Origin of the sequence: Streptomyces sp. BK022 (genome assembly GCF_004217355.1) — a bacterium.
Classification (GTDB): domain Bacteria; phylum Actinomycetota; class Actinomycetes; order Streptomycetales; family Streptomycetaceae; genus Streptomyces; species Streptomyces griseoluteus.
Genome location: NZ_SHKU01000001.1, coordinates 366,948 through 389,818, shown reverse-complemented (window position 1 = coordinate 389,818; position 22,871 = coordinate 366,948). Strand labels below are relative to the sequence as shown.

The window sequence follows — 22,871 nt, the reverse complement described above, 5'->3', positions numbered from 1 at the left end:
TCCGGCAACCGGCTCAATTACACCGCATGGGCTCGTGGGCAGACTGTGATCCGTGGGTTGACATTCCCCGCAGAGAGGCGGACTCCGCCCAACCACCGTACTGCGGACCGCCCAAAAGCGGTCCGCCTGATTCATACATAGTTACCGTGGCCAACCCTGGATATCATCAAGTCATTGCACAGCACGGATGCTACGGAGGCGACTAGCGGCGATCGCGGCCTGCCCAAGACTCAACCCGCCGTCATTCGGGGGGACTTTTTCGTTCGTGAAAACGGAGAATGAGTGCCTCTGTAGGCCGTTGGCGACCATGTCAAGCAGGAGAGTGTTCTGAAAAACTCCTCCGCTAAGCGCGACTTGCTGTATTCCGCTCTGCCGTCGCGCGGCTTCACAGGCCGCCACAATAAGTTCCGCAACCGAAAGATGAAACCTAAACGCCACTTCCTCTTCTGGGCGGCCATCCACTAGATCGTCCACAAGGTCGCGGATCAGCGGCCCCAGTTGGATGGGGCCGCCGGAGGCATTCACCTCGACCGCGAACGGTTTGACCGGGGCCGACATGCGCCCGCCTCGGGTGCCGTTCCGGAACCGCCAAGCCTGCTCCTCCAGGAGTATCGCGGCCTGCCCCTCATAGTGGATCTCACTGGACAGTCCCAGAATCGCAGACACTGCGTCGAAGAGCCGTCCCATGCTTGATGTCCTGGGAGACAGCCTGGGGTCGTGAGCCACTCGACCGAGGCGCTCCAGTGATGCCGTGTCCAGGCTCTTGGTGAACTGCACGGGCAGGGCCGCGAATTCCGTCCCGAAAGCATTCTCCATGTGCACGACCCCCAGCATCCAAGGGCGTTTGACCGAGCTGTCCCCGCCAGGGAGCGAAACAGGCTCCAAGTAGGCGAAGCGTGAAAAGCTCGTCAGATCACCGATCAGGAACTCTCCGCCCCAGATGGTTCCGTCCGGACCGTAGCCGGCACCATCCGCAGCGACCCCGATGACGGGTCCGTCAATGCCGTGCTCCGCGATAACGCTTGCGATGTGCGCCTCATGATGCTGAACGCTCATTTTGACAGGGACATCCGACTGCAACGCGAGTCGCGTGGATTGGTATTGGGGGTGGTAATCGTGGACTGCGACCTGAGGCGTGACACCGAACAACTGCTGGTAGTGCTGCACGGTCTCGCGGAGCGACTTCAGGGTCCCAGGCGAGCGAAGCGCCCCAATGTGGTGGCTTATAAACGCGTCGTCACTCTTCACCAGGCAAAACGTGTTCTTGTTGTGTGCTCCGTACGCCAGCAGTGGCACCGGAGAGGAGAAGGCGAGCTTCAGCGGGGCCGGCGCGTACCCCCGTGCCCGCCGCAGCACCTGCCGTCTTCCCTGGTGCACACGGACGAGAGAGTCATCACACCGCATGTGGATGTCCCGATCATGGAGCAGCGCACCGTCGGCGACGTGCTCAAGCAGTCGGAGCGCCTCTTCGTCGCGATACACGATCGGATCATCGGAGGAGTTCGCACTGGTCATCACAAGCGTAGACCGACGATCACCGCCAGACGCAGAGCGATGCGCGGCCAGCAGCAGATGGTGGAGTGGAGTGTAGGCCAACATGACGCCGAGTGCGCTCGTGTCCGGGGCTACCGCGCTCGACACCATGGCCTGATCACGCCGGCGCAGCAGGACAATAGGCCGTGCCGACGACTGAAGCAGAGCCGCCTCCTCCTCCGACACGTGGCACAGTTCCTCAGCGGAGGCAATATCAGCAACCATCACCGCAAGCGGCTTGGCCTCTCGGTCCTTGTGGCGCCGCAACTTCACCACCGCCGCATCATCTGTCGCGTCGCACACCAGATGGAAACCGCCGATCCCCTTCACACCGATTACGCCGCCGCGGCCAAGGACGTCCGCAGCCTGACAGAAGGCGGCGGAACCGCCCGGGGGGCCGGCCCTGCCTGCAGGGACGCAAGAGGTGAAGTCGTGGAACTCAACGCGGGGGCCGCACGCCGGGCATGCGTTGGGTTGCGCGTGGAATCTCCGGTCGCCGGGGTCACCGTATTCATGGGCACACTCTTGACAGAGCGCGAACCGCGCCATTGTGGTGTTCGCGCGATCATACGGAACGTCCCGAGTGATAGTGAAACGGGGACCGCAGTTTGTACAGTTGATGAATGGGTAAGCGAAACGCCGGTCTTCGGGCGATAGCATCTCGCGGAGACAGTCCCCACAGACCGCGGAGTCGGGGGAGACAAGGGCATTCCGCGCCATTTCACCCTGCGTGCTCGGGGCGATCACGAACTCTGTCTCGCCAAGGGCGGGGATCAGGTGCTGCGATATCCCATCAATCTGGGACAGCGGCGGAGAATCGCTGTGAATCCGCTCGATAAAACCATCGATATCCTCTGCTGTTCCCTCCACCTCGATGAACACGCCATGAGCGTTGTTCCCGACGAAACCTGCGAGGCCGAGCTCACGGGCCTGCAAATAGACGAACGGGCGAAAGCCGACCCCCTGGACGACCCCCCGAACGCTGACACGCCGACGCTCCATGACTTCCGCCATCCCTTGACCTCCGCTGCTGGCGGGGAATTTCCCGACCTCAGGGCCAGTCCGTGAGGACCATCGGCCGATTTCGGGTTCCATGCGATCCTTTTGAAGCCTCATAGATTCCTGTTACAGGCATCGTGCGACGCAGGGCTGTCTGGAACTCGGCTGTGAGCGCCAGTTCGGGGGAGAGCGGCCGTATCGCGAACCATCGCCCCAACCGAGAGTGCCGTCCCGACGGGCGGCCGGCCCGCTGCCGCCTGTTCAACCGGGGAATGTACGCAGTTGAACACCCACCGATGCACTTGGTCAGAGCACTGTCCGGTCAGATTGAAACGGTCGCGCAACTCATCGGCGATTCCCTTCCCGGAAATATCCGCGCAAATGCCTCGATCATGCCATCGCGCGCTCGCGTTGGTCCAACTGGTCGGCAAATTGCGTCCAGAACTCCGCAACCAGACGTGCGTAGTCGACTACGGCGCCAGTACAGTGCGGGGGCACACTCTCGATCATCTCTCCATACTCCGCCGGGCTTATTCCTCGACTGCTCAGCCAGCGCAGCAGAAGTCGACCGGAATCAGTAAAACGCAAGGATGGATCCCTCATCAGGACATTTATGAGCATTGAAGGATCCCGGGTCACCACCTGTTTTTTCAGCCCACCCTCGCGTACCCGCGTCGAAGATGGCTCATCGATTCGAGCCCTGCGCACGTTCTTCTTCAAATGCTCTGGCGGATCGTCCTGTTCCCCGTCTTGCGGTGGGCCGCATTTCTCAGGCGGCACCACCGGCTCTTCGCCGTTCACTAGCCGTTTCCGTACATCAAATGCAGTCCCGAGCGAGATTCCCGCGTCCTTGGCAACCTGCCGTAGCGAAGCACCCGGATTAGCGGTGAGAATCTCGCCGGCTCTCTTGCGTCCCACAGCAGCGGTCAACGGTCGAGCTTTGCCATCCTGACCGAGCCTGACGTGCGATGGCGAAGAAGCTCCTGGCGTCTGCTCGCGGATGGCCCGCACTGTTTTCGGAGCCAGACCCGTCACTTTTGCAATAGAGCGATCCGACCATTGTGAATGGGACAGGATAATACGAGCCGCTGCCGACTGCCGGTCGGCCAGTGTGAGCGGTAGGCCATGCGCAATGTTCGCTTGCACCGTGAGGATGAACAGATCCTCTTCCTCGGTGTTATCGACCAGTAGTGCGTCAATTCGCTGAGAACCGCGTCGTAGTGCAGCACCAAGCCTGTGCATCCCATCGATCACACGCATCGTAGTCCGATGCACGATGATCGGTGGAAGTTTCATCCCCGAATCGGCAAGCATAATTATGTGTTCTGCGTTTTCCCCGGTCAGCCGGGGTGAGTCAGCGGGTAGTAGATCAGCAATGGCAACAGAGACAACCGGCTTCGCGCTTCCGTCAGATATACCGATCGAGTTGGAGATTCGATAAATAACATCCTCGCTGGCCGCATCTTTACGGTTTTCCATATTCAAAGCAGCTATCCCCACGGTTTTCCCTCCTCCGCCGCGTCATGGTTCAGGATCGTCTGGGCAACCGCTTCGATGCCTATGTCTCTGGGATCCATGTTTTCCTCTTGATTAGGGGTCGGTGACAGACGGACACGTTTTCAATGTGCTTTCATGCCCGCCTTGACGGGGAAGCTCATGCTGATCCGTCCATTGAGCGCCCTGTGGCCGTGTGCCAAGCGGAGCTTGAAGATCCCCGGAGAGGAAAGGTGCTTCCACCCGCAGTCGCCGGGGTGTCGGTCCCGCGACCGCCCGTCCGGTCGTTGGTGGTCAGCCGTGGAAGACGAGGACGCGATCGGGCACGACTCGGACGACCACTCGCTCGTCGTTGGGGCCATCCCAGGGATACGGACGGGTGCCACGGTGCCGCTCGTGCAAGAAATCGATCAGCTGCCGGCCTCCGTCCTCGATCTGGGCCCGGCCGCGGATCTCCACGTAATGGTCCTGGCTATCCAGCGGCGTGATCAGCACGGTCACAAAGGGGTTGCGCACGATGTTGTCGTACTTGCGACGGCCCTTGACGGTCGCGAACAGTACGTCGCGCTCGGTGTAGTGCGCCCACACCACCGAGAGTTGCGGGCGGCCGTCGGGTTCGACCGTGGCTACCGTGGCGCATGCCCCCGCTTCGAGCCATGGCCCGACCTCCGTCGGCAGGGTCAGGTTGTCACTCGGGACCGGAGGAGTCCAGGTGTAGTCCTTCGGCATGGATTCTTTCCTTACTGCTCGGTATCGAGAACATGACGGGCAGTGAGGCGCGAGGTCAACGGACCTCGTACCCCTCGAACAGCTGTCGGTCCAGGAGTGAGGTGAGCATCACGGGGGCACTGTCCGGAGTCTCCGCCGCCGCGAAATCCCAGAAGATCTCGCGCAGTTTGTCGTCGGTGAACCCCTCCTGTTCCCGTACCAGCTGGTCCTGCCCCTCCTCCCAAATGCGCGCAATCGCGGCCTCCTTGACGTTGCCCAGGGGGTGGGCGCTGTAGAGCCGGCTCATGGTGACATCGCCGGTCGCCGAGATGGCGACGCTGGTGTCCTTCACCAAGTAGGGAAACATCACTACGTCCTGATGCGAGGTCAGTTTCTCACCCGGTACCAGATAGGGGGCGTTGAGGTTCAGGTCGAAGTCGATCGCCGGTACCCGGCGACGGAAATCCTGGACCTTTCGGTGCAGCTCCATAGTCTCGGTCTCCGTCAGCAGCAGCCGGTTGCGTCCGCCGCGGCCATGGGACCGGACCAGAATGAGGTCCTGTCGCCGGAATCCGTGCAGGCGGAGGTCCTCGACGAGCGCGAAGACGTTGTGCTGATTCGTCTTCATCACTGTGGTCAGCACCTTGAAGCTGTCGACACGATCACGCAGGTACGTCGAGTTCTCCATGACCTGGTTGTAGCGGTCGACGAGGCGGACCGCCTCGAACGTCTCCCGGGTGCCATCCATGCTGACCCTGAGTGAGGAGATGCCGCTGTCGATGATGCGGTCCATCTGCTCACGAGTCAGGTTGGCCGCATTGGTGATGAGCGTGACCGTGGAGTGCTTGAGCTTGGGAATCACGTCCAGGAGGTCCCAGAACCCCTTGCGGATGGTCGGTTCGCCACCGGTCAGGGTGATTTCGAACGTCTCCATTCGGTCGAGGTCGAGCATGACCTCCTGGATCTGCTCGATCGACAGCATCCGCCGGCGTATGTGCACCGGGATCTCGCCAGTGTTGGTGCGGCAATGGATGCAGCGGAGGTCACATGCGTAGGTGACGTCCAGACTGGCGCGCACGGGTCCGCGATACCTACTCATCGGGCGAACTCCTTGTTCGGGTCTTCGGTGAAGATCTCGGTCATGAGCTGAACTTTTCACCACGCATAGATCGCTTTCACGGGGTCCGGGCATTCGTGCGTTGCCCTAGGGCCCGAGCGGATCTCGTAGAGCCGGTCGTCGTCTGCCGAAGCGACCCTGGTGGCACGGGAGGTCACGTCCGCCTCACCCCGTGCGCGGCGCGCCGTTGTGCCACGCCCATGCCGAGCTGAGTATGTCGTGCAGGTCGCACTCGGCTCGCCAGCCGAACGTGCGGAACACCAGTCCGGCGTCGGCCCACGATGCCGGCATGTCGCCGGGCCGACGGGAACAGGGCTCCACGGGCACCTCCGCGCCACTGATCCGCCGCAGCCCGTCCACCAACGCGAGCACGCTGGTGCCTTCGCCTCGGCCCAGGTTGTACGTCCCGCAGCGTCCGGCGTCGTCCAGCCCCTCGGCGACCAACACATGGGCGCGTGCGAGGTCGACCACGTGGATGTAGTCGCGCAGCGCTGTCCCGTCCTCTGTCGGGTAGTCCGTGCCGAATATCTTCAGCGTCGGCGCCAAGCCGCGTGCCACGGCGACGGCGCGCGGCACGAGCTGCCGTGCCTCGCCGGACGCGTACTCGCCAAGTGACGCGTCCGGTGCCGCGCCCGCCACGTTGAAATAACGTAGGCAGGCGTGGCGCATGCCGGTGGTGGCCGCCTGTGTGGTCACCAGGCGCTCACCGATGTACTTGGACTCGCCGTACGGGCTCTGCGGCGCAGTAGGTGCCGTTTCGTCGACCGGACACATCTGCGGCGTGCCGTACACGGCTGCTGACGACGAGAAGACGAAGCGGACGACGCCGTACCGGGACGCGGCCTTGAGAAGGTTGACGGTGCCCGACACGTTGACGTCGAAGTAGTGTGCGGGGTTCTGTGTGGATTCCTCAGGGGACTTGAGCGCGGCGAGATGGATCACGCACTCGGGGCGGAAGCGCTCGAACGACGTCATGAGTGCGGGTTCGTCACGGATGTCGACGACGTCGAGCGGTGTGTCCGGGATGGCCTCCCGGTGTCCTGTCGACAAGTCGTCGACGACCAGCATCGTGTGACCGCGTGCGGCGAGCTCCTGCACGACGAATGAGCCGATGTATCCGGCGCCCCCGGTGAGCAGCACCTTCACGTGATGTCTCCCGCCCATGCCGATGCGTCCACGAACTCCCGGCCAAGGACGAAAGCCTCGGCGGCCGCAGTTCCCACCTGGGTGCCGCGGTAGGCGGCGAGAGCCCTTGCACCCTGCGTAGACCTGGGGTGGGGGGCGTCGAAGACTTCGTAGTGATACTCCTCAAGTGCCCGGCACTTGACGTCGAGGTAGCCGGTGATGTCGTGGTACACGGTCGGCAGGAAGGCGGACGCCGTATCGGTCTGCTGCTCCGTCGAGGAGAGCACCTCGAAATGGAGAACGCGCCGCACCGTGCCAGCCGCCATGACGCGGGTCGCGTAGACCACGGAGCGAGCCAGCAACCGGTGATCGACGTGGATATCGCCGGGGTGGTGCGTAAGGACGGTGTCCGGACGCACGTCTGCAAGCACATCGGCTACCAGGGAGACGACCGCTCCCTGGGGGCCGTCGCCCATGAGTGTCCCGTCGACCGCGAAGCCACCGAAACGCACGTCGGACACACCGAGCCGGCGGGCCGCTTCGCGGCAGGTCTCGCGGGCGCGCTCCAGGGAGATGCCCTGGTGCCTGAGGGAAACCCCCTCGGCCATGATCAGGACGGTCACGTTCTTCCCGGCGGCAGTTGTGGCGGCGATCGTGCCACCGGCACCGAGCACCTCGTCGTCCGGGTGGGCGACGACCACGAGTACGCTCATCGCCCCCGCCCGGCGAAACGGCCACGCCTGGTGAGCGCACCCATACAGTAGAGCTGGAGGACGAGTTCGCGGTGTTCGGGTTCGCCGGTCACGGCCAGCAGCAGGGTATCGGCCGCGCCGACCGAGCGAGTGACCAGTTCGTGCGCGGTGGCATCGACGGGCAGGAGCTGTGAGGTACGGGGCACGAAGACGAACCCGCCCCCGCTATCGTCGCGTAGGCGGACCGCATCCCACTCCAGCTCGGCGAGGACGTCACGCAGCGGCAGCACTCCGATGGCCAGCAAGTCCAGGCGCCAGAGCAGGTACTCGATGCGGCGGTCAAGTCGGTGACCGGTCAGGATGGCGTCGCGTCCCCGGCGTCCGAGGTCGGCGGCGAAGGCCTCGTCCAGGGCGAGTCGGCCTATCGCGTCGCGTAGTTGGTCCTGGTTCTCCACGAGCAGACCATTGACCTCGTGCGTCACGAACTCGGGAATGCCCCCGACGGCGGCCGCGACCACGGGGCGCGCAGCAGCCATAGCCTCCTTGAGAGCCAACGGGCCGGTTTCGGGCACATTGCTGTTGAGGACGACCGCGTCGACGGCGGAGAGCACCTCGGGGATGTCGTCGCGATGGCCTGCGAAGCGCACCCGGTCGGATATGCCGAGGTCAGCGGTCTGCTTTTGGAGGTCGGCCAGAAGGGGCCCGTCACCGGCCACAAGCAGGGTCGCCGCGATGTCCTCATCCAGGACGGCCTCCGCGAACGCGTCGATGACCGGTCCGATGTTCTTCTCCCAGGAGAGCCGGGCGACGACGGCTAGGACGAAGTCCTCCGAGCGGAGCCCCAGCTCACGGCGTACGGAGGAGCGGTCGGCGGTTGCGGCGCGTTCCATAAACTCCTGGCTGACGCCGCTGGTAATCACTTCTAGCCGGTCGGCCGCATCCCCGTCCTTGACGCCTGCGAACTGCCGGTCGGCCTGTTCATGGGAGGTGGCGACGATTAGTGACGTACGGGCCAGCAGCCGATCTGTTTCCGGCCCAGGAGCGAGCGGGAAGGCCGAGTGGCGGTACAGCACAAGGGCCGCCCGTTCTTGGTACGCCTCCTCGGAGGCGACCCACGCGGCGGAATCGTGACGGCCCGTCACGCAGACGATCTGAGGCCGCTCAGCGCGCGCGGTGTCGGCCAAGGCGGCGGCCGCAGCATCCCGTTCTCCCCCGAACGACGGCACATCGACGGTCGGCAGCCCTGCCTCACGCAAAGCCGCGCCCACGGCACTGTGTCTCTCGACGACGGTCGTTACCGCATGGCCTCCCTCGCTGAGTCCACAAACAGTGTCAAGCATGTAGCGATGCTTGCCGCCCCACACCTGATCAGAAACCGTAACCAGTATTCGCATCGGTGTGAATCTTGCCTTTCGTAGCTCTGTAATGGCGCTGGGCCGGAGGACATGCTTCCTGAGGCAGGTCTGCGCCTGCCGCCCACTTGATTCGACGAAGCGAATGGAATCTAGACTTAGGTCGGTCTGGCGCGTTTGAAGTGCCGACTCTGGCATCGCTTGCCGGTCAAGATTCCGCCACCGGCCGGTCGGCCCCGTCAATAAAGTCAGCGAATTCTCCGAAATTTTCCGCATCGAACAGCATCGCGAGATCTATTTCCTTCCCCAGGATCTCCTCGACCTGAACCGCGAAATCTACTGCCTGGAGCGAATCGCCGTCAAGATCGAAGAAATTGTCATCGGCTGTTACTGGGAAACCGAAAGCCTCATGGGCTGCCGCTAGAACTACGTCGAGGCTTTTCCGGGCAGCGAGGTCGCCTGTCAAAATTTTCTCCATTATTGGATACATTCCGTAGAAATTCAGAGGGGATGACGGCATCTACGGTGTTCCATCACGAAGGAATCATGCAAGAAGGAAGATACCCACGCAGAAATGCGGGAAGATCGATGTCAGCCTCGGCCATTCAGGCAGCTCGCACGACGAACCACCGAACCGTAGCGCGAAACAGACCGTGGAGCAGGCCCGGGCTCTGTTCCTCCATCATCGCTCCTAACAAGCCCTCGTCCTGGGGCGTCTGAATCGCGCGGGTGTCTGGATCCATGGAGTGTTGCCGGAAGGGCCGTGTCTCGTCACAGGCGAGCTCTGAGTTCCTTAAGGATCGTGCTCGAAGTCTCGGGTGCCGAAAAACTCGGACCCAACCTCAGTATCATCTGCAGCAGGTCCTCCCGGCTGGTCACTTGGAGGTCCGAACCGCCCACTGCAGCAGTAAAAACTGGATCGTATGCCCCCGGGCGGGCCAGGACTTGGCCGACCTGAACAGCCTGCGAAAACGTCAGGTCCTTGAGATAGCTGGCCGCGACATCGATGTTTATGTCGGTCGCCGCAAGATCCGCGCGAAAGCCGGCCAGCGTCTCGCCGGCTACCCGCCGGTTCCGCAGCAGGGCCAGCACCTCCTCTCGGATCCCGCGCAGCAGGACGTCCCGACGATCGGAGCGGCGAAGGAACAGCGTGAGCGGTATGGCGAACATCCCGGCGACCTCCCGTTCCTCCGCCTTGCGCGCGTCCACGGCAATGGTGATTCCGAGCAGCTCACGCGTGGTCACCTGGAACATGGCGCCGGCGAGCGCCGCGATCGCGACTTGAAACTCGGTGTACCGTTCTCGACGGCAGCGCTCCCTCAGTTCGACCAGCTCCGGGCCGTCGATCTCGACAAACAGAGTGACGCCCTCCTGCGTGTAGGTATTCGAGCTGATGGCGTCTCGTGGGCCGGCCATGGCCCGAACCATGCGGTTCCGCTCCTGCCAGAACCCTGCCGTTGTGTCGCCGCGTTCCGCCAATTCTGCGGCATGGGCGTCCGCCGCGGTGAGGAAACTCGCGGAGGGCGCGGGTTCCGTTTCCGCATCGCCCATGACGTACGCCAGATTCCGCCACAAGTCCGCCAGGAACAATGACTGTCCCGTGGCGTCCACGGCCAGGTGGGAGAACGTCGCTTGGAACGCATGCAGTCGGGACGAATGGCGAAGCAATCGAAACGTGAAGGGGTACTCCGTCGCCAGGTCGTACCCACTGGCGATATCCGCCGCGATCGCGGTCCGCGCATACCGCGCGAACTTCTCCTCCGACCCGTTCCGAATGTTCTGGCAGGTCACCAGAGCCTGACCGGTTGGCTCGGGGCGGAGCCATTGACAGAGCTTCCCGGAGCCCGTATCACGCGACACCCCGATGCGCAGCGCGTCGCATCGGCTCACGGCCCGTGCCAGGGCACGCACGAAGGCACTCACATCGAGTTCGCCCTCGATCCGGTAACTCGTCCAGAGCGCGTCGCCCAACGAGGGGTTGGTCTTCAGCTTGTTGTGCCAGAGGAGTTGAGCAGGCGTCAGAGCATGGGTTTGGACCGCCACGAAGATCACCCCTTCCTAGATGCCGAGGAGTCGGCGCCGAGCGTTTTCCTGTACGGTCTTACGAGCTCGATCAGTTCGCCATGGCTCCCGCACTGCGCGACCTGTCCGTTCTCCAACGCCGCGATGCTGTCCGCGACAGCATGGTCAAACGGTGCGCGATGACCATCACCGTTCGTAGGAGAATTGCCGCGTTGCGCAGAACTTCTCCTCCGTCCTGGGATCGAGCACACTGGCTCTCGTCTGAGACGAGCAAGCGTGGTTCTCTAGCCAGGACTTCGGAGTATGGCGGTCTGTTGACTCTGCCCGCCCGAAATCCCAGCCCCTCCCGGAGGAAGAGAAAGGTCTCGTAGCGCATGGGCACGCACTTCAGCTTCATAAACGTCCTACCAACAGCCGGTTCGCCAGGCCGAAGGAGAAAAAGAAACCTCAGTTCCAGGTGCGGAATATTACTCACCTTCGCCTCTCCAGCCGCCCCATTTCCGGCACCGCACCGACCGAACACCTGCTCGCTCTTACCTGCAATATCTTGATCGACCGGCCTTGGAGGTGTCCATCGGCTCTTCCGCCCTGGCCGTTACGCCGACAGCGGGTGTGGGCCGGCCCTGCGCTTTCAGGTCGTATCCGAGTGTCCGCGTTGAGGGCGCCGGTCGTACGGTGGCCAGCCAGGCCGGTGGCGTGCTGCTGGTTGAGAAGATCCTTATGGCCGGGCTGGGCCAGGTGATATCGGCGGCCCTGGCGCCGTGGCGGAAGCAGTGGGCGGTGCATGATCCGGGGAAGATCCTGATGGATGTGTCCCTCGCGATTGGTGTCGGCGGGGACTCCCTGGCCGATGTCGGGATGCTGCGAGCGGGGACGGGCGTGTTCGGGGCGGTGGCCTCTGGTCCAACGATCTCGCGACTGGTCGACACCTGGCCGGGACCGGACCGGGGGCCCTGGGGACGATCCGGACCGCGCAAGACTAAGATCGTTAAAAGGTGCGGAAGTTGGCTGGTCCCTCGGCGCCGGATGCAGGCGGACAGGTGATCGTGGACCCGGACCGGGTGGTTGTGCTGACGCATTCCAGAGAAGCAGGACGCCACTGCGACCTGCAAAAAGACCTTCGGGCACCATCCACTGATGGGCTTCGTCGACCACGGGCGAGGCGGCAGCGGCGAGCCCGTCGCAAGTGGTGCGCCCCGGCAACGCGGGCAGCAGCACCGCCGCCGACCACATCACCACGGCCCAACTCGCGCTGATCCAGCTACCCAAACACCATCGACGTGGCCGGCGGACACTCATTCGTCCGGCGAGGCCCGCGACGGCGCTTGGGCCGCCAACTCGAGGCCGGCAGCGACTGCCTAAAGGGCTGGCCCAAAGGAACGCCGCTGATCGTCCGCAAGCAATGCCCGTACCCCGGCGCCCAGTTGCGCTTCACCGACGCCGACGGACTGCGTTTGACCTGCTTGGCCGGCTGGGGCGTCTTCACACCCGAAAAAACATCACGGAACGCAAATCGGCCGCCAACGAGAGCTGACGGCCGATCACAAAAGATCGAGATCAGTGGGACTTGGTCAGGTCGGTATGCCGAGCCACTTCGCGCCGACTGTGACGGGCTGGTGTCGTCAGATCGAGGTGGCCTGCGGGCTGCGCTCCTGGTCCGATCCCGGTACCGGCGCTGACGGATCGACGCCGAGGGCCACGATTCGGTTGGCCTCGTTCACATGCACCACCCGCGGCTCGAGTGCCCGCGCCTCGGCGTCCGTTACTGTGGCGTAACTAATGATTATTACGAGATCCCCGGGGTGAACGAGATGTGCTGCGGCCCCGTTGATCCCAATCACACCGGACCCGCGCTCCCCCTCGATGACATACGTCTCGAGCCGCGCCCCGTTGGTAATGTCGACGATGTGCACGAGCTCGCCGGGCAGCAGGTCGGCGGCGTCCAGAAGACCGGCGTCGATGGTGACCGACCCCACGTAGTTCAGGTCGGCCTGAGTGACGGTGGCGCGGTGGATCTTGGACTTGAACACCTGGCGAAGCATGAGTCCCCTTCCGAGAAGCCATCCTGACCTGCAGTTTTGCAGGCCAGCGGCGGTCTTGCCGCCGTTGTCAGAGTCGCATACGTGGGCAGCTTTTCCAGGGTGATTCAGAACTGGCGCTGGCCAAATGCCGCCCTTTCTGCCGCACCGCCAGACAGACGCAAGGGTGCTGGGGATGCCTTCCGCCCTGCCCGCGGGACGGGTACACGGTACTTGGGCCGGGTCGGGGCGTGGCAACCAGACCCTCGGGACAGGACGGCTGGTGAGCACCAGGCATGGCTACGGAAAGTGATCGAGTGCCGCCGTGCGCCTCGTGCCCGTCCGACGCAAGAGGGAAAGCCCGGCACTATGGAAAGATCGTGCAAAATGATGCTTTTGGTAACTATCGCTCGGCCAGGTGCAGTCGTCCAGGGGTCTTGACCCAAGATCGAGGTCGAGTTGTCTCGCAACACTGGGCTCGCCCCCCAGCGCCTGCTGTGGTGCCGACTCGCGCCCCTTCATGCTCGGGCCTACAGGAAGGCATGTTGCGCGGCAGCGTGGGAGGCGCTCAGCCCAAAGCAGCGGTCACTACTGAGCTTGAACTCGGGTTGTCGTAGCCGCTGACAGGGCTTGATCCCCGCGGTACGCCGTTGTTATGAGGTACGCGCAGGGTGGCGGGCTGACGGATGAGCGCCGACAGTTCCGCGAGGGGATCCGCATGATGGCCGCCGAGCGGTTCGCCGTGGGCGAGCCGAGCTCAGCGATCGCGAGGGAGTTACGAGTCAGTGAGCCTTTTCAGCGTGGCCACCGATCGGGTGATGACCTTGGTGCCCGCAACGGACAGGGCTACCGTGCCGTTGGGTGAGGTGTTCGAAGTCTCAACCTGCCGGTCCAGGAGCCCTGTTGGTTCCCGATCCTGCCGCACTCGACCTGCCTCATGCGCTGGTCGAGTGGGTCACGATGCTTATCGTCACCCGTGAGGGTGACCGCCGCTGCAAGCTCCCGCCGCACCAGCGCGCCCTCGTCGCTCTCGCCTACCTGCGCAAGCACGACACTCTCGCGCAGATCGCCGCCGGGTTCGGCATATCCGTCGGCACCGCCCACGCCTACACCACCGCCGTCGTGCGGCTCCTCGCCGACCGGGCGCCGGGCCTGCTCAAGACCCTGCGCGAGCACGACCCGGACTACGTGCTCCTGGACGGCACCCTCAGTGAGTGCGACCGCCTGGGCGACGGACGCGCCGATTACTCCCACAAGCACCGGCGCCACGGCGTGAACGTGCAGGTCGTCACCGATCCCGAAGGCCAGCTTCTGTGGATCTCGCCGGCCTTGCCGGGCCGTGCTCACGATCTGACCGCCGCACGCACCCACCGCATCATCCGAATCTGCGAACGCCAGGGCGTCCCGATCGTCGCCGACCGCGCCTACATCGGCGCCGGCTCCTGGGCCACCACCGCCATCCGCCGCCCACCCAACGGCGAACTGTCACCGACCGAAAGGACGCTGAACCGGGCACTCGCCCAGGCCCGCGCTCCCGTCGAACGAGGCATCGCCCGCCTGAAGTCCTGGCGGATCTTCCGCCGGAGCCGCTGCAGCCCGAACCGCATGACGGACATCGCCGCCGCGGTCCTCACCCTGGAGAGGCAACGCTGAAAAGGCTCAGTGTCCGCCCGGTCCAGCGGTGGCGGCGGGCCTGGGACAGGGGCGGCCCGCGGGCTCTGCGGTCGGCGGGTTCGGCCTCGCTTCCCAGGCTGAGCGATGCCCAGTTTGCCGTGCTGAAGGCTGAGTTGGCCAAGGGGCCGGTCGCGCATGGCTGGGCCGATCAGCGGTGGACGCTTGCGCGAGTCAAGACCGTGATCGGGCGGCGCTTCCACAAGAGCTACACCCTCCAGGGCGTGCGCAAGCTGCTGATCCCCCACGGTTTCTCCCGCCAGGTGCCGGCCAGACGGGCCGTCGAACGCGACGAGGAGGCAATCTGCGGCTGGGTGAAGGAGACCTGGCTGCAGGCGGAAACACCGCGGCGGCGCTCGGGGCCTGGATCGTCTTCGAGGACGAGGCCGGCTTCTCGATGACGCCGCCGACCGCCCGCACCTGGGCCCGGCGCGGACACACGCCCGTCATCCGGGTCCGGGGCCGCACCTCGCGCCAGCTCTCCGTCGCCGCCCTGGCCTGCTACCGAGCAGGCGAACGGCCCCGCCTGATCTATCGGCCCAGGCGGCACCGCAACCGGCGCGGCGAGCGGAGGAGCTTCGCCTGGAGTAACTACCGCGACCTGCTGAACGCCGCCCGCCGCCAGCTCGGCGCCCCCATCGTCCTGATCTGGGACAACCTCGGCACTCGCGTGTGTGCGGACATGCAAGCATTCATCGACGGCCAGGACTGGCTGACCGTCTTCCAGCTACCCGCCTACGCGCCCGAGCTCAACCCGGTCGAAGGTATGTGGTCGCTGCTGCGGCGCGGCTACACCGCCAACGTCGCCTTCACCGACCCAGACCACCTCATCCGCACCATCCGCCAGGGTCTCCGCAAGATCCAGTATCGCCCAGCTCTCCTCGACGGTTGCGTCGCAGAAACCGGACTCGTCCTCCGCTCCAGATAACTCACCACGACACCACCAGTTCAAGCTCAGTAAACCCTTTCGACATTGCCGCCCCGGGGTGAGGACTGCTGCCGCGACTGACGGCATTCGATTCGGGCCGCACCGTGCCCTGCGGGAGATCCGCCACGACTTCAGTCGTGCGACAGCGCGCAAGACCGGCGCCCGCGCTGCGGACAGCACGCGGTTTACGGTTTGCCGAGTTGGTGTGAGCTCCCTGCCCGGAGGGCGTCTGAGCTGCGTCGTCACCCAGGCGCCGGCTTCCATGTAGGCGCGGTCGGCAAGCACGGAGACGTCCTGAAGTTCACAGATCCGGATGATCCGGTGGATGCGGACTGTTGTTATATCGTGTGCACGGCCTGACAAGACGGGCGAGATCCACAGCAGTCGACCGGACGGTTCGGCCACCACCTACACGTTCGCCCCGTGTCGACGGTGCTTGTGAGAGAGGTCGGCCCGGTTGGCCCCGACCCAGCCGCATTCCGCGAGAGTGCCGTTCAGCAGGGCGAAGTCGGAGACGGCCTCACGCAGGGCGCGGGAGTCCAGGCGCACGGTCGGCGGGCAGGGTTATGACGGCTGCCGTGTAGGCATGGGCGGTGCCGACGCAGATACCGAAGCCGGCCGCGAGTTGGGCGAGGGTGTCGTGCCGGCGCAAGTACACCAGGCCGAACCAGGGCACGCTGGTGCGGTGGGAGCCTGCAGCGGCGGCCACCCTCACGGGTGACGATCAGTTTGGTGACCCACTCGACCAGGGCGTGCGACAGGATGAGCAACCAACAAGGCTTATGCGCCGATGAGTTGAAACGTCGAGCGCCTCCTTCAACGGCAGGGAGTCTTGTGCGTTGCAGACGCCCACGTCATCACCGGTCAGCGGCCACGCTAAAAGGGCTCAGGAACTACCCGGCTTTGAGGCAAGGCCCGTTGGTACGACCAGCCACATCGCGAACCCCTGCGAATCACCCTCATCAAGGCAGCCCCTGAAGATCTACACTTGCCAGACTTCCCCGCCATCTCGCAATATGCACAACCCATCTCAAAATGACCTTTCACCTTTGCGTAGATTAGGCGGAAATCTAGCAGCCTGCGTCCCGAATAACCTCAGAATGAAGCAACCAGCCCACCTGGACCGTCTACCGCGACGGTGCTCACCGTCACTCAAAGAGAAGCAAAGTTCATATGGAAAGTTTTTTGCTTGACGCAAGTGATCACCACTGGAAGGCTTGGTGCGCCAGGATGTCGCGGAGCGAGTCATCAGCAGCCAGGAGATGTCCCTAAAGTTATGAGATTTGACAGGCGTAAGAGGGCCTCAACTATGACGTTCGATAGAAAAGGTCGTCGTCCACCCATACCTCAGGGTCGACGAAAATACATCAGGACCGCATTCGCGAGAGGGTATTTCCACGACGGAGAAATCTGCTTAGTGATAGCGGGATCGAGTTGAATGGCATGATAGATGAACTCCACTCAAGCATGCGCGCTTTGAGTGAGCGGGAGTCCGAAGTAGCTCGCTTGGTCGCCACCGGAATGACGAATTACAGCATAGGCGTGGAGCTGGGAATATCCGAAAGGACGGCAAGAGAATACATCGCGCGCATCATGCTCAAGTTGAGGGTAAGCACCCGCGTCGAGATTGCCGTTATTTCCACCAAATGGGAGCTTTTCAAGCTAACACGCAACGGGCAGCCCCACGGCCCCGGCGTTTGCCCCGGATGTCCGGTTGCTCGTGTGATCCCATAGAGGGTGAGGACGCGGTGGCGTTCGGTGTGGCCTAGTGTGGACTTTTTCACGCGGGCTGGCATCCTCAGGCGGGGTAGGCGGTAGCAGTCTACCCAGACAGGTGGACCGGGGTCAGGTTCCCGGTCCACCCCTGCACTCGTGTGCCGATGACCGAAGCGGACCGGGCAATGCCTGTTCGGCGATCACGTGGTCGGGCAGATGGTGAGCAGTACCCGTTCTCGTGAGAATCGGCGACCACGTCGGTCTCGGGGGCACCCCCCGGCCGCCGAGACCTGAACAGCCACGGACATAAGCGTGCCCGTCCCCCGGACTCGATACGCGGGCTCATCCTGTGATGGTGCTCTCCACCCCGAGGCCCCCTGCATCGCAGGCTTTTCCACAGCCTTTTCCGCCACCGCCTCCGGGACATACTGCGCCGTCGAGAACAGCGAGCTGGAGTACACCAAGACCGCGTCGAACACCACGCACCCGGCCCATCCCCGAACGCAGAAACCCCGCCGGAGTCGGCCGACAGGGTTCCTCATCTGTCACGCGCGAGTCACAGACCCCGTGGACACCCTCTCGGCACAGGATCTCGAAACTGGACATACACGTCCGCATAGGACTGGATGGACGGCCCTGGACTGCTTCTACGACATGTGCCATGTCGTACCCCAGGACTCGCACGCCAACACCACAGATCACGGACCAAGATCCGGACCAGATGCGGACCAAGTCGGCTCAGCAGCAGACGATTCCACCCTTTGTCGCAGGTCAGAGGCGACGATGAGCGTGTACCACCAGCAGACGAAGAACCTGCTGTCAGCCGCAGTCCAATCAGGCGGCTGCCCACAGACCGGCATCCAGGATGCGGGCGGCCTTGGCGATACTGCCCGGCATCAGGTGCCGGTACGTCCGATACGTCTCCTCGATCGACTTGTGCCCCATCCACTCCGCCACGTCGGTGATTGGTATCCCGTTCCCGAGCGCGTTCGAGGCGAAATAGTGCCGGAATCCATACATACCGACACGGCCCTCTGCCGGGAGGTCCTTGAAGAGCTTCTGCACACGCCGGCGTTCCATCGGCTCCGTGTAGTACCCGCTCGGACCACCCAATAGATAACCCTCCTTCGTGGTCCCGTGCTTCTCCTCGTACCGCTCCATCGCTTCCCGCACCGAGCGCGGCAGAGGAACCTCGCGGAACTCTCCTGCCTTGCGGTGCTTCAGCTTCGCCGGCTTGTGCGTGTTGGAGTGGATCTGCTCGTGCACCCGGTAGATGTCATCGGCCACGACATTGTTGACGTTCACTGCCCGGGCTTCCCCGTTTCGCAGGCCGCAGCCCACCATCATGACGATCTCAAGCGCGAGATACTCGTCAGCGGCAGACACCGCCTTCTTCACGTAGGCAAGGGACGGGATCACCACCTTCTGACGGACGTACTCCGGCTCCTGGACCCCCTTTACAGGATCGTCCACCATGGCCCCCTTACCATAGGCGTCCCGCAAGATCGTCTTCAGAGTGCGGAAGATGTTCACCTGGTTCCCGCGGCCCACCCCATCGGCCTCCAACTCGTCCAGGAAGCACTCGACCACGATTGGCGTGACGGAGTTCAGCTTTCTTGAACCAAGACGGGGGATGATGTGCACGTTGATGGAGCTGTCGACGTGCCACCCCGTCGAGTACTCCGTCATCTTTCGCTGACGAGGCCGCCACTGCTTCGCGTATTCCGCGACCGTCTGCTGACCGAGTTCCCGGCGAGCCTCGGCAACGGATGGCGTCGTTGTCTTTTTCTCCGCGTAGATCTGCGTGAGGCGCTCGATCGCTTCGTCCTGCGTGTCGTAGCCGGCCTCTTCACGCTGCTTACCGATAGCGTCCCGGAACCGAATCGTGTACGGGTGCGAGCAGCGGGTCGGCCTGGAACAACCGCACGCCTTGAAGAACGACCCCATCCCAGGGGCGAGCTGTCGAGCCACTTATCAAGCCTTCCGAGCAGGGCGTCGGGCGGGGCAGCCGATACCTGCCGCGGGTGCAAGTCAGCAAGCCGGACACCGCCCGGCCCGATGCTGACCATTTGCTGACCTGGAGGCCGCGATCAGGGCTCTGACCTGCGGAAACGCCCAAACGCTAGATCTTGGACTTGATCAAAGTTCGCAGCACTTTGGACTCCTAGAAGACGGCTCCCCGCCAGCTTTCTGCAGGTCAGGGGCACTGCTCACTGTACACCGGCACTCGTCGGACTCGAAGATGCCAAAGAACATCGACTTCACTCGGGCAAGAAGGCTCCTCGCCTGCGCTTCCATGTAATCCAGGCCGCTGTGCCATCGCCGACCAAGCACCCGCTCAAATTCCTGTCTCGGAACGGACGAGGACTCATGCTGACCAGATGCTGACTGACCTGACGATGCGCCAGGTACGCACTTCGTCGAGCAGGGAGCCACCCTCCGCGTCGACCTGGAAGACGGTCAACGCACCCGACAGGGGGCTTCATCCGGCCCCAAGGCATTAGAGGGCGTCTGAGGATCCCCTTTAACGAGTTGGTGCGTGATAGCGGGTGAGGCGCTGTACCTGGCCGGTGGCATGATCCAAGTGTGGCGATCACGGTCAATCGAGCGGTGCTGGCGCATCAGTTGTTCACGGGGATCTCTCGGTGTCATCTCGCTTGTCTGATCGAGGAGTTGGCGGTGCCGTGCCAGGCCGACATTGAAGGTCGCCGTCATGCTGCGCGGGGCGGGGCCAGGAAGCGAGCCGAGGGCGCCGGCGCCCGGCACCAACTGGTGTTCGTCGACCGGTTGGTGGCCACGCTGATCCATCTGCGACACGACCTGCCGCACGCGGTGCTGGGACTGCTGTTCGGCGTCGACCGCTCCACCATCACCCGCGAGGTCACAGAGATACGACCGCTCCTGGCCAAGCGGGGATGTGCGGTTCCCGACCGTCCCGGCCTGCGCTTTCGGACGCTGACGGACGTGTTCGCCTACGCCCATGCTGAAGGCACCGAACTGCGTTTGGACGCCACCGAAGTCCAGGTCCGCCGACCACCAGCCGACCGCGGCGGACGACGCGCATTCGTCTCGGGCAAGAAGAAACAGAACACCATGAAAGCCACCGTCATCGCCGACTGGCGGGGGCCGCACGTTATGGACCGATGCCCTGCGACCTGGTCGTATGCACGACGCGACGGCCGCCCGCAACGAAGGCATCGCCATCTGCTTCCATCACTTCCCCGACGTCGAGGTCCTGCTGGACGACGGCTACCTCGGCCGGAGCCGCGACCACCGCAGACAAGCCATCACACCACCGAGAAAACCGCGGCCAGGAGCACTGCCCGGCAGAGTCGAACAGTGGGAACGTGAGCGCCACTGGCACTCCTCCGACCGCATCACCGTCGAACGCGCCATCGCCAACCTCGTATCCGACCGCACCGCCAACGACCAAAAATAGGCCACGAGCAGGCCAAACACGCCTCACCCGCTATCACGCACCAACTTGTAGGACGGCCTACGATGACTCTGCGCCCGGTGAAGCTCTGGTGACGAGCCGAGCCCGCCAGTAGCTGGCGGCGTCTTGGCCGCCCTGCATCGCCGTGACCTGATCAGCCTGCTGCGCGAGTGCGGCAGCGGGTGCCGTGCCCTGAACGTAGGACTCGAAGCCGCGGTTGAGTGCACTGCGGCTCAGGAACTCGGCGTACTCGCGCACTGACTCGACAATCGCGAAGCTGGTGGGGTTCCCATGCACCAGGGCATTTCGGACACGACGGCGTCGGGCCTCCAGCACGGCGCCTTCGGCGGTGTAGTACGCGATCAGGGCGCGGTACTCGCTGTGGTCGCTCACGCTGGCGAACATCCGCCTGATCCAGGCACGCTCGGACTCGATGCGGCAGAGCGAGAGGAGATCGCCAGAGCAGTCAGCGACGAACAGAAGCCACGGGCGTGGCGAGTTCTTCGCAAGCCACTCCCCGGTCAGCTCGCTGAACAGTTCACTTCGGTTCCCACCGCCGAGCAGGCACATGCCAACGGCTCGCTGCACGTCGGTAAGCCACCGAGCATGGGGCCAGTGCTTGCCGAGGAGATCGAATAGGTCGTTGGGGCCGAGCGCAGCGTGCGCCGCGACGTGTTGCACCACACGGTCCGCGAGCGGAATCACGCTGCTGATGTCGGCTTCGGAAGGCTTGCGCAGAGCCATGTCGCGGCTGAAGGGGCGGTCGGCGATTGTCTGCGCTTCGAGTGCGGCCGCGAGGAACCGGGGAAGCTCTTCGCGGGCCAGCGCCGAGGCGATGCGCGGCCCGTGCTTCGCGATCGCGTCCGCGGTGATACCCGCGCCGTAGTGATCACGGGGGAAGCCCGTCTCGCGCGGGGAAACGGCAGAGTTAAGAGAGCCGGCCTTACCGGAGCGCAGCACCGCGTGCTGGGCGAGGTGCGGGCGGATCCCGCCAGAGTTGTGTATCGAGACGTTGAAAATCGTGTTCACAATGCGAACGGCGCGATCCAATGCGCCCGCCGCCGTGGTCGTGCCGAGGTCGACGCGCACCAGGAAGTCCACGTCGGACTCCTCGTGGACCATCTTCGCGACCTTGAAGAGATCATCACTCCGAACCAGCTCCCAGAGCTCTTCCTTGTGCTCGAAGTCCTGGCCTTCGGGCCTTGCGTTGGGTACCGCCCAGAGGGCATTGATGAAGGTCACCCGCCCAGCGGAGAGGTGCATGAAAGCCTCACCCTGGTAGCCGAGCCACACCACGACCGGCTCGACTTGTGCCGGAGTGCCGACGTGAGTTCGGGCGTTCGCGATCCGCTCCTGCAGCGGCACGCTGCTCTGGCCGATGGGAATGGCATAGGGATCACGGCCGAATGCGATCACCGAGATCAGGTCGCGGAAGATCCACTTCGCGCTGAGTCCGCGCCTGCGTAGTTGGTCGAAGAGCAGTTCGGCAATCGGGCGGTACTCCCGGCCCTCCAGGGCACGGTTTTGAGCCGTGGCCACGAGGTCATCCCAGCTGGCGCGGACAGCTTCGTCTGCATCAAGCGTCCCGAGGAGGTCCTTCGCGGCTTTGGTGACGCTGGTCCAGACAGCGTCGGTGCGGGTGCCCGGCGGCTGCGCCAAGACCCTCGTGGGGCTCCCGGTGAGCTGCGAGAAGGCGGCTTGGAACTGTGCGAGTGATGCGCCGATGTGCGCGCGAAGTGACGCGCCAAGCATGTTGATGGATTCGTCGAGGTCGAGCCGCAGCGACTTCCGGTTGGCGGTGTTCTTCCAGGCATCGACGCCGCTGGCAAGCTCCACCCACTGCAGGACCTCTTCTGCGAGTACGGTGAGCGGCAGAATGGTGCTCACGCCGTGGTGCCGGTCGAGTGACGACACGAGGGACTTCAACCAGGCCGGATCATCAGCGGACCAGTGGTCGCTGACGTTGTAATCAATCATCACCTTGGGTCGCCCGCCTCTCGTGCGGTTCTAGCAGCCGACCGGAAGGGTTGTTTCGTCATGTCCCTCTAGAGGATACGGCT

At 63.9% G+C, this 22,871-nt stretch carries 16 protein-coding genes and 2 pseudogenes; 5 read left to right on the top strand and 13 right to left on the bottom strand.

All coding sequences use genetic code 11. The annotated features are described in order from the left end of the window. Positions 1-171 precede the first annotated feature (171 nt). From hypF to EV284_RS01790, 9 genes are all read right to left on the bottom strand, one after another. Positions 172-2,547: a carbamoyltransferase HypF gene (gene hypF / locus EV284_RS01830; protein ID WP_130329574.1), complete on the bottom strand. Its 2,376-nt coding sequence runs from the start codon at positions 2,545-2,547 to the stop codon at positions 172-174. A 375-nt stretch (positions 2,548-2,922) separates the two neighbouring features. After that, positions 2,923-4,032 (bottom strand): ParB/RepB/Spo0J family partition protein, encoded by a 1,110-nt coding sequence (locus EV284_RS01825; protein ID WP_130329572.1) that lies wholly within the window; start codon positions 4,030-4,032, stop codon positions 2,923-2,925. Between the two features lie 288 nt (positions 4,033-4,320). After that, positions 4,321-4,755 (bottom strand): TIGR03618 family F420-dependent PPOX class oxidoreductase, encoded by a 435-nt coding sequence (locus EV284_RS01820; RefSeq protein ID WP_130329570.1) that lies wholly within the window; start codon positions 4,753-4,755, stop codon positions 4,321-4,323. 55 nt (positions 4,756-4,810) lie between these two features. Then, the gene (locus tag EV284_RS01815) at positions 4,811-5,812 is read right to left on the bottom strand and encodes a radical SAM protein (protein ID WP_242625504.1); all 1,002 of its coding nucleotides are present in this window, start codon (positions 5,810-5,812) and stop codon (positions 4,811-4,813) included. 204 nt (positions 5,813-6,016) lie between these two features. Next, positions 6,017-6,997: a UDP-glucose 4-epimerase GalE gene (galE, locus tag EV284_RS01810; protein WP_130329566.1), complete on the bottom strand. Its 981-nt coding sequence runs from the start codon at positions 6,995-6,997 to the stop codon at positions 6,017-6,019. After that, positions 6,994-7,689 (bottom strand): PIG-L deacetylase family protein, encoded by a 696-nt coding sequence (locus EV284_RS01805; RefSeq protein WP_130329564.1) that lies wholly within the window; start codon positions 7,687-7,689, stop codon positions 6,994-6,996. Before EV284_RS01805 ends, galE begins: the two co-directional genes overlap by 4 nt. After that, entirely contained in the window at positions 7,686-9,062 is a 1,377-nt protein-coding gene (locus tag EV284_RS01800; RefSeq protein ID WP_165425435.1) for a glycosyltransferase family 4 protein, read from the bottom strand. Before EV284_RS01800 ends, EV284_RS01805 begins: the two co-directional genes overlap by 4 nt. A 166-nt stretch (positions 9,063-9,228) precedes the next feature. After that, positions 9,229-9,498 (bottom strand): phosphopantetheine-binding protein, encoded by a 270-nt coding sequence (locus EV284_RS01795; protein WP_165425434.1) that lies wholly within the window; start codon positions 9,496-9,498, stop codon positions 9,229-9,231. A 293-nt stretch (positions 9,499-9,791) separates the two neighbouring features. Beyond that, on the bottom strand, positions 9,792-11,072 hold the full coding sequence (locus EV284_RS01790) for a condensation domain-containing protein (protein WP_130329558.1): 1,281 nt from the start codon (positions 11,070-11,072) through the stop codon (positions 9,792-9,794). A 537-nt stretch (positions 11,073-11,609) separates the two neighbouring features. Here EV284_RS01790 and EV284_RS01785 point away from each other — a divergent pair. After that, positions 11,610-12,086: a transposase gene (locus EV284_RS01785; RefSeq protein WP_347402175.1), complete on the top strand. Its 477-nt coding sequence runs from the start codon at positions 11,610-11,612 to the stop codon at positions 12,084-12,086. A 578-nt stretch (positions 12,087-12,664) separates the two neighbouring features. On the opposite strand, the gene panD is transcribed toward EV284_RS01785, so the two are convergent. After that, the gene (panD, locus tag EV284_RS01775) at positions 12,665-13,084 is read right to left on the bottom strand and encodes an aspartate 1-decarboxylase (RefSeq protein ID WP_130329554.1); all 420 of its coding nucleotides are present in this window, start codon (positions 13,082-13,084) and stop codon (positions 12,665-12,667) included. Between the two features lie 879 nt (positions 13,085-13,963). Between panD and EV284_RS01765 the strand changes: the two genes are divergently transcribed. Genes EV284_RS01765 through EV284_RS01755 form a run of 3 tightly spaced genes read left to right on the top strand, consistent with a single transcriptional unit; the run spans position 13,964 to position 15,659 of the window. Continuing rightward, positions 13,964-14,713 carry a transposase family protein gene (locus EV284_RS01765; RefSeq protein ID WP_130329552.1) on the top strand — a complete coding sequence of 250 codons (750 nt, stop codon included), beginning with the start codon at positions 13,964-13,966 and terminating at the stop codon, positions 14,711-14,713. Further along, positions 14,710-15,132, top strand: coding sequence for a winged helix-turn-helix domain-containing protein (locus EV284_RS01760; RefSeq protein WP_130330967.1), 423 nt, complete (start codon positions 14,710-14,712; stop codon positions 15,130-15,132). The genes EV284_RS01765 and EV284_RS01760 overlap by 4 nt, the downstream gene beginning before the upstream one ends. Beyond that, a complete protein-coding gene (locus EV284_RS01755; RefSeq protein WP_242625502.1) occupies positions 15,129-15,659 on the top strand; it encodes a transposase in 531 nt (176 codons plus the stop codon). The genes EV284_RS01760 and EV284_RS01755 overlap by 4 nt, the downstream gene beginning before the upstream one ends. A 60-nt stretch (positions 15,660-15,719) precedes the next feature. Here the strand turns inward: EV284_RS01755 and EV284_RS01750 are convergent. After that, positions 15,720-16,429, bottom strand: a pseudogene (locus EV284_RS01750) (transposase family protein); the annotation flags it as partial. Between the two features lie 1,780 nt (positions 16,430-18,209). After that, entirely contained in the window at positions 18,210-19,346 is a 1,137-nt protein-coding gene (locus EV284_RS01740) for a site-specific integrase (RefSeq protein WP_242625501.1), read from the bottom strand. A gap of 615 nt (positions 19,347-19,961) precedes the next feature. Here EV284_RS01740 and EV284_RS01735 point away from each other — a divergent pair. Then, positions 19,962-20,763, top strand: a pseudogene (locus EV284_RS01735) (transposase family protein); the annotation flags it as partial. Positions 20,764-20,871: 108 nt separating this feature from the next. Here EV284_RS01735 and EV284_RS01730 read toward each other — a convergent pair. Continuing rightward, a complete protein-coding gene (locus EV284_RS01730; protein WP_242625500.1) occupies positions 20,872-22,788 on the bottom strand; it encodes a hypothetical protein in 1,917 nt (638 codons plus the stop codon). Positions 22,789-22,871: the final 83 nt, after the last annotated feature.

Excerpts from the sequence above, each read along its gene's own strand:
- panD (WP_130329554.1), bottom strand. The coding sequence starts at position 13,084 with ATGCTTCGCCAGGTGTTCAAGTCCAAGATCCACCGCGCCACCGTCACT.
- EV284_RS01795 (WP_165425434.1), bottom strand. The coding sequence starts at position 9,498 with ATGGAGAAAATTTTGACAGGCGACCTCGCTGCCCGGAAAAGCCTCGAC.
- EV284_RS01800 (WP_165425435.1), bottom strand. The coding sequence starts at position 9,062 with ATGCGAATACTGGTTACGGTTTCTGATCAGGTGTGGGGCGGCAAGCAT.
- EV284_RS01820 (WP_130329570.1), bottom strand. The coding sequence starts at position 4,755 with ATGCCGAAGGACTACACCTGGACTCCTCCGGTCCCGAGTGACAACCTG.
- EV284_RS01730 (WP_242625500.1), bottom strand. The coding sequence starts at position 22,788 with ATGATTGATTACAACGTCAGCGACCACTGGTCCGCTGATGATCCGGCC.
- hypF (WP_130329574.1), bottom strand. The coding sequence starts at position 2,547 with ATGGCGGAAGTCATGGAGCGTCGGCGTGTCAGCGTTCGGGGGGTCGTC.
- EV284_RS01755 (WP_242625502.1), top strand. The coding sequence starts at position 15,129 with ATGACGCCGCCGACCGCCCGCACCTGGGCCCGGCGCGGACACACGCCC.
- EV284_RS01805 (WP_130329564.1), bottom strand. The coding sequence starts at position 7,689 with ATGAGCGTACTCGTGGTCGTCGCCCACCCGGACGACGAGGTGCTCGGT.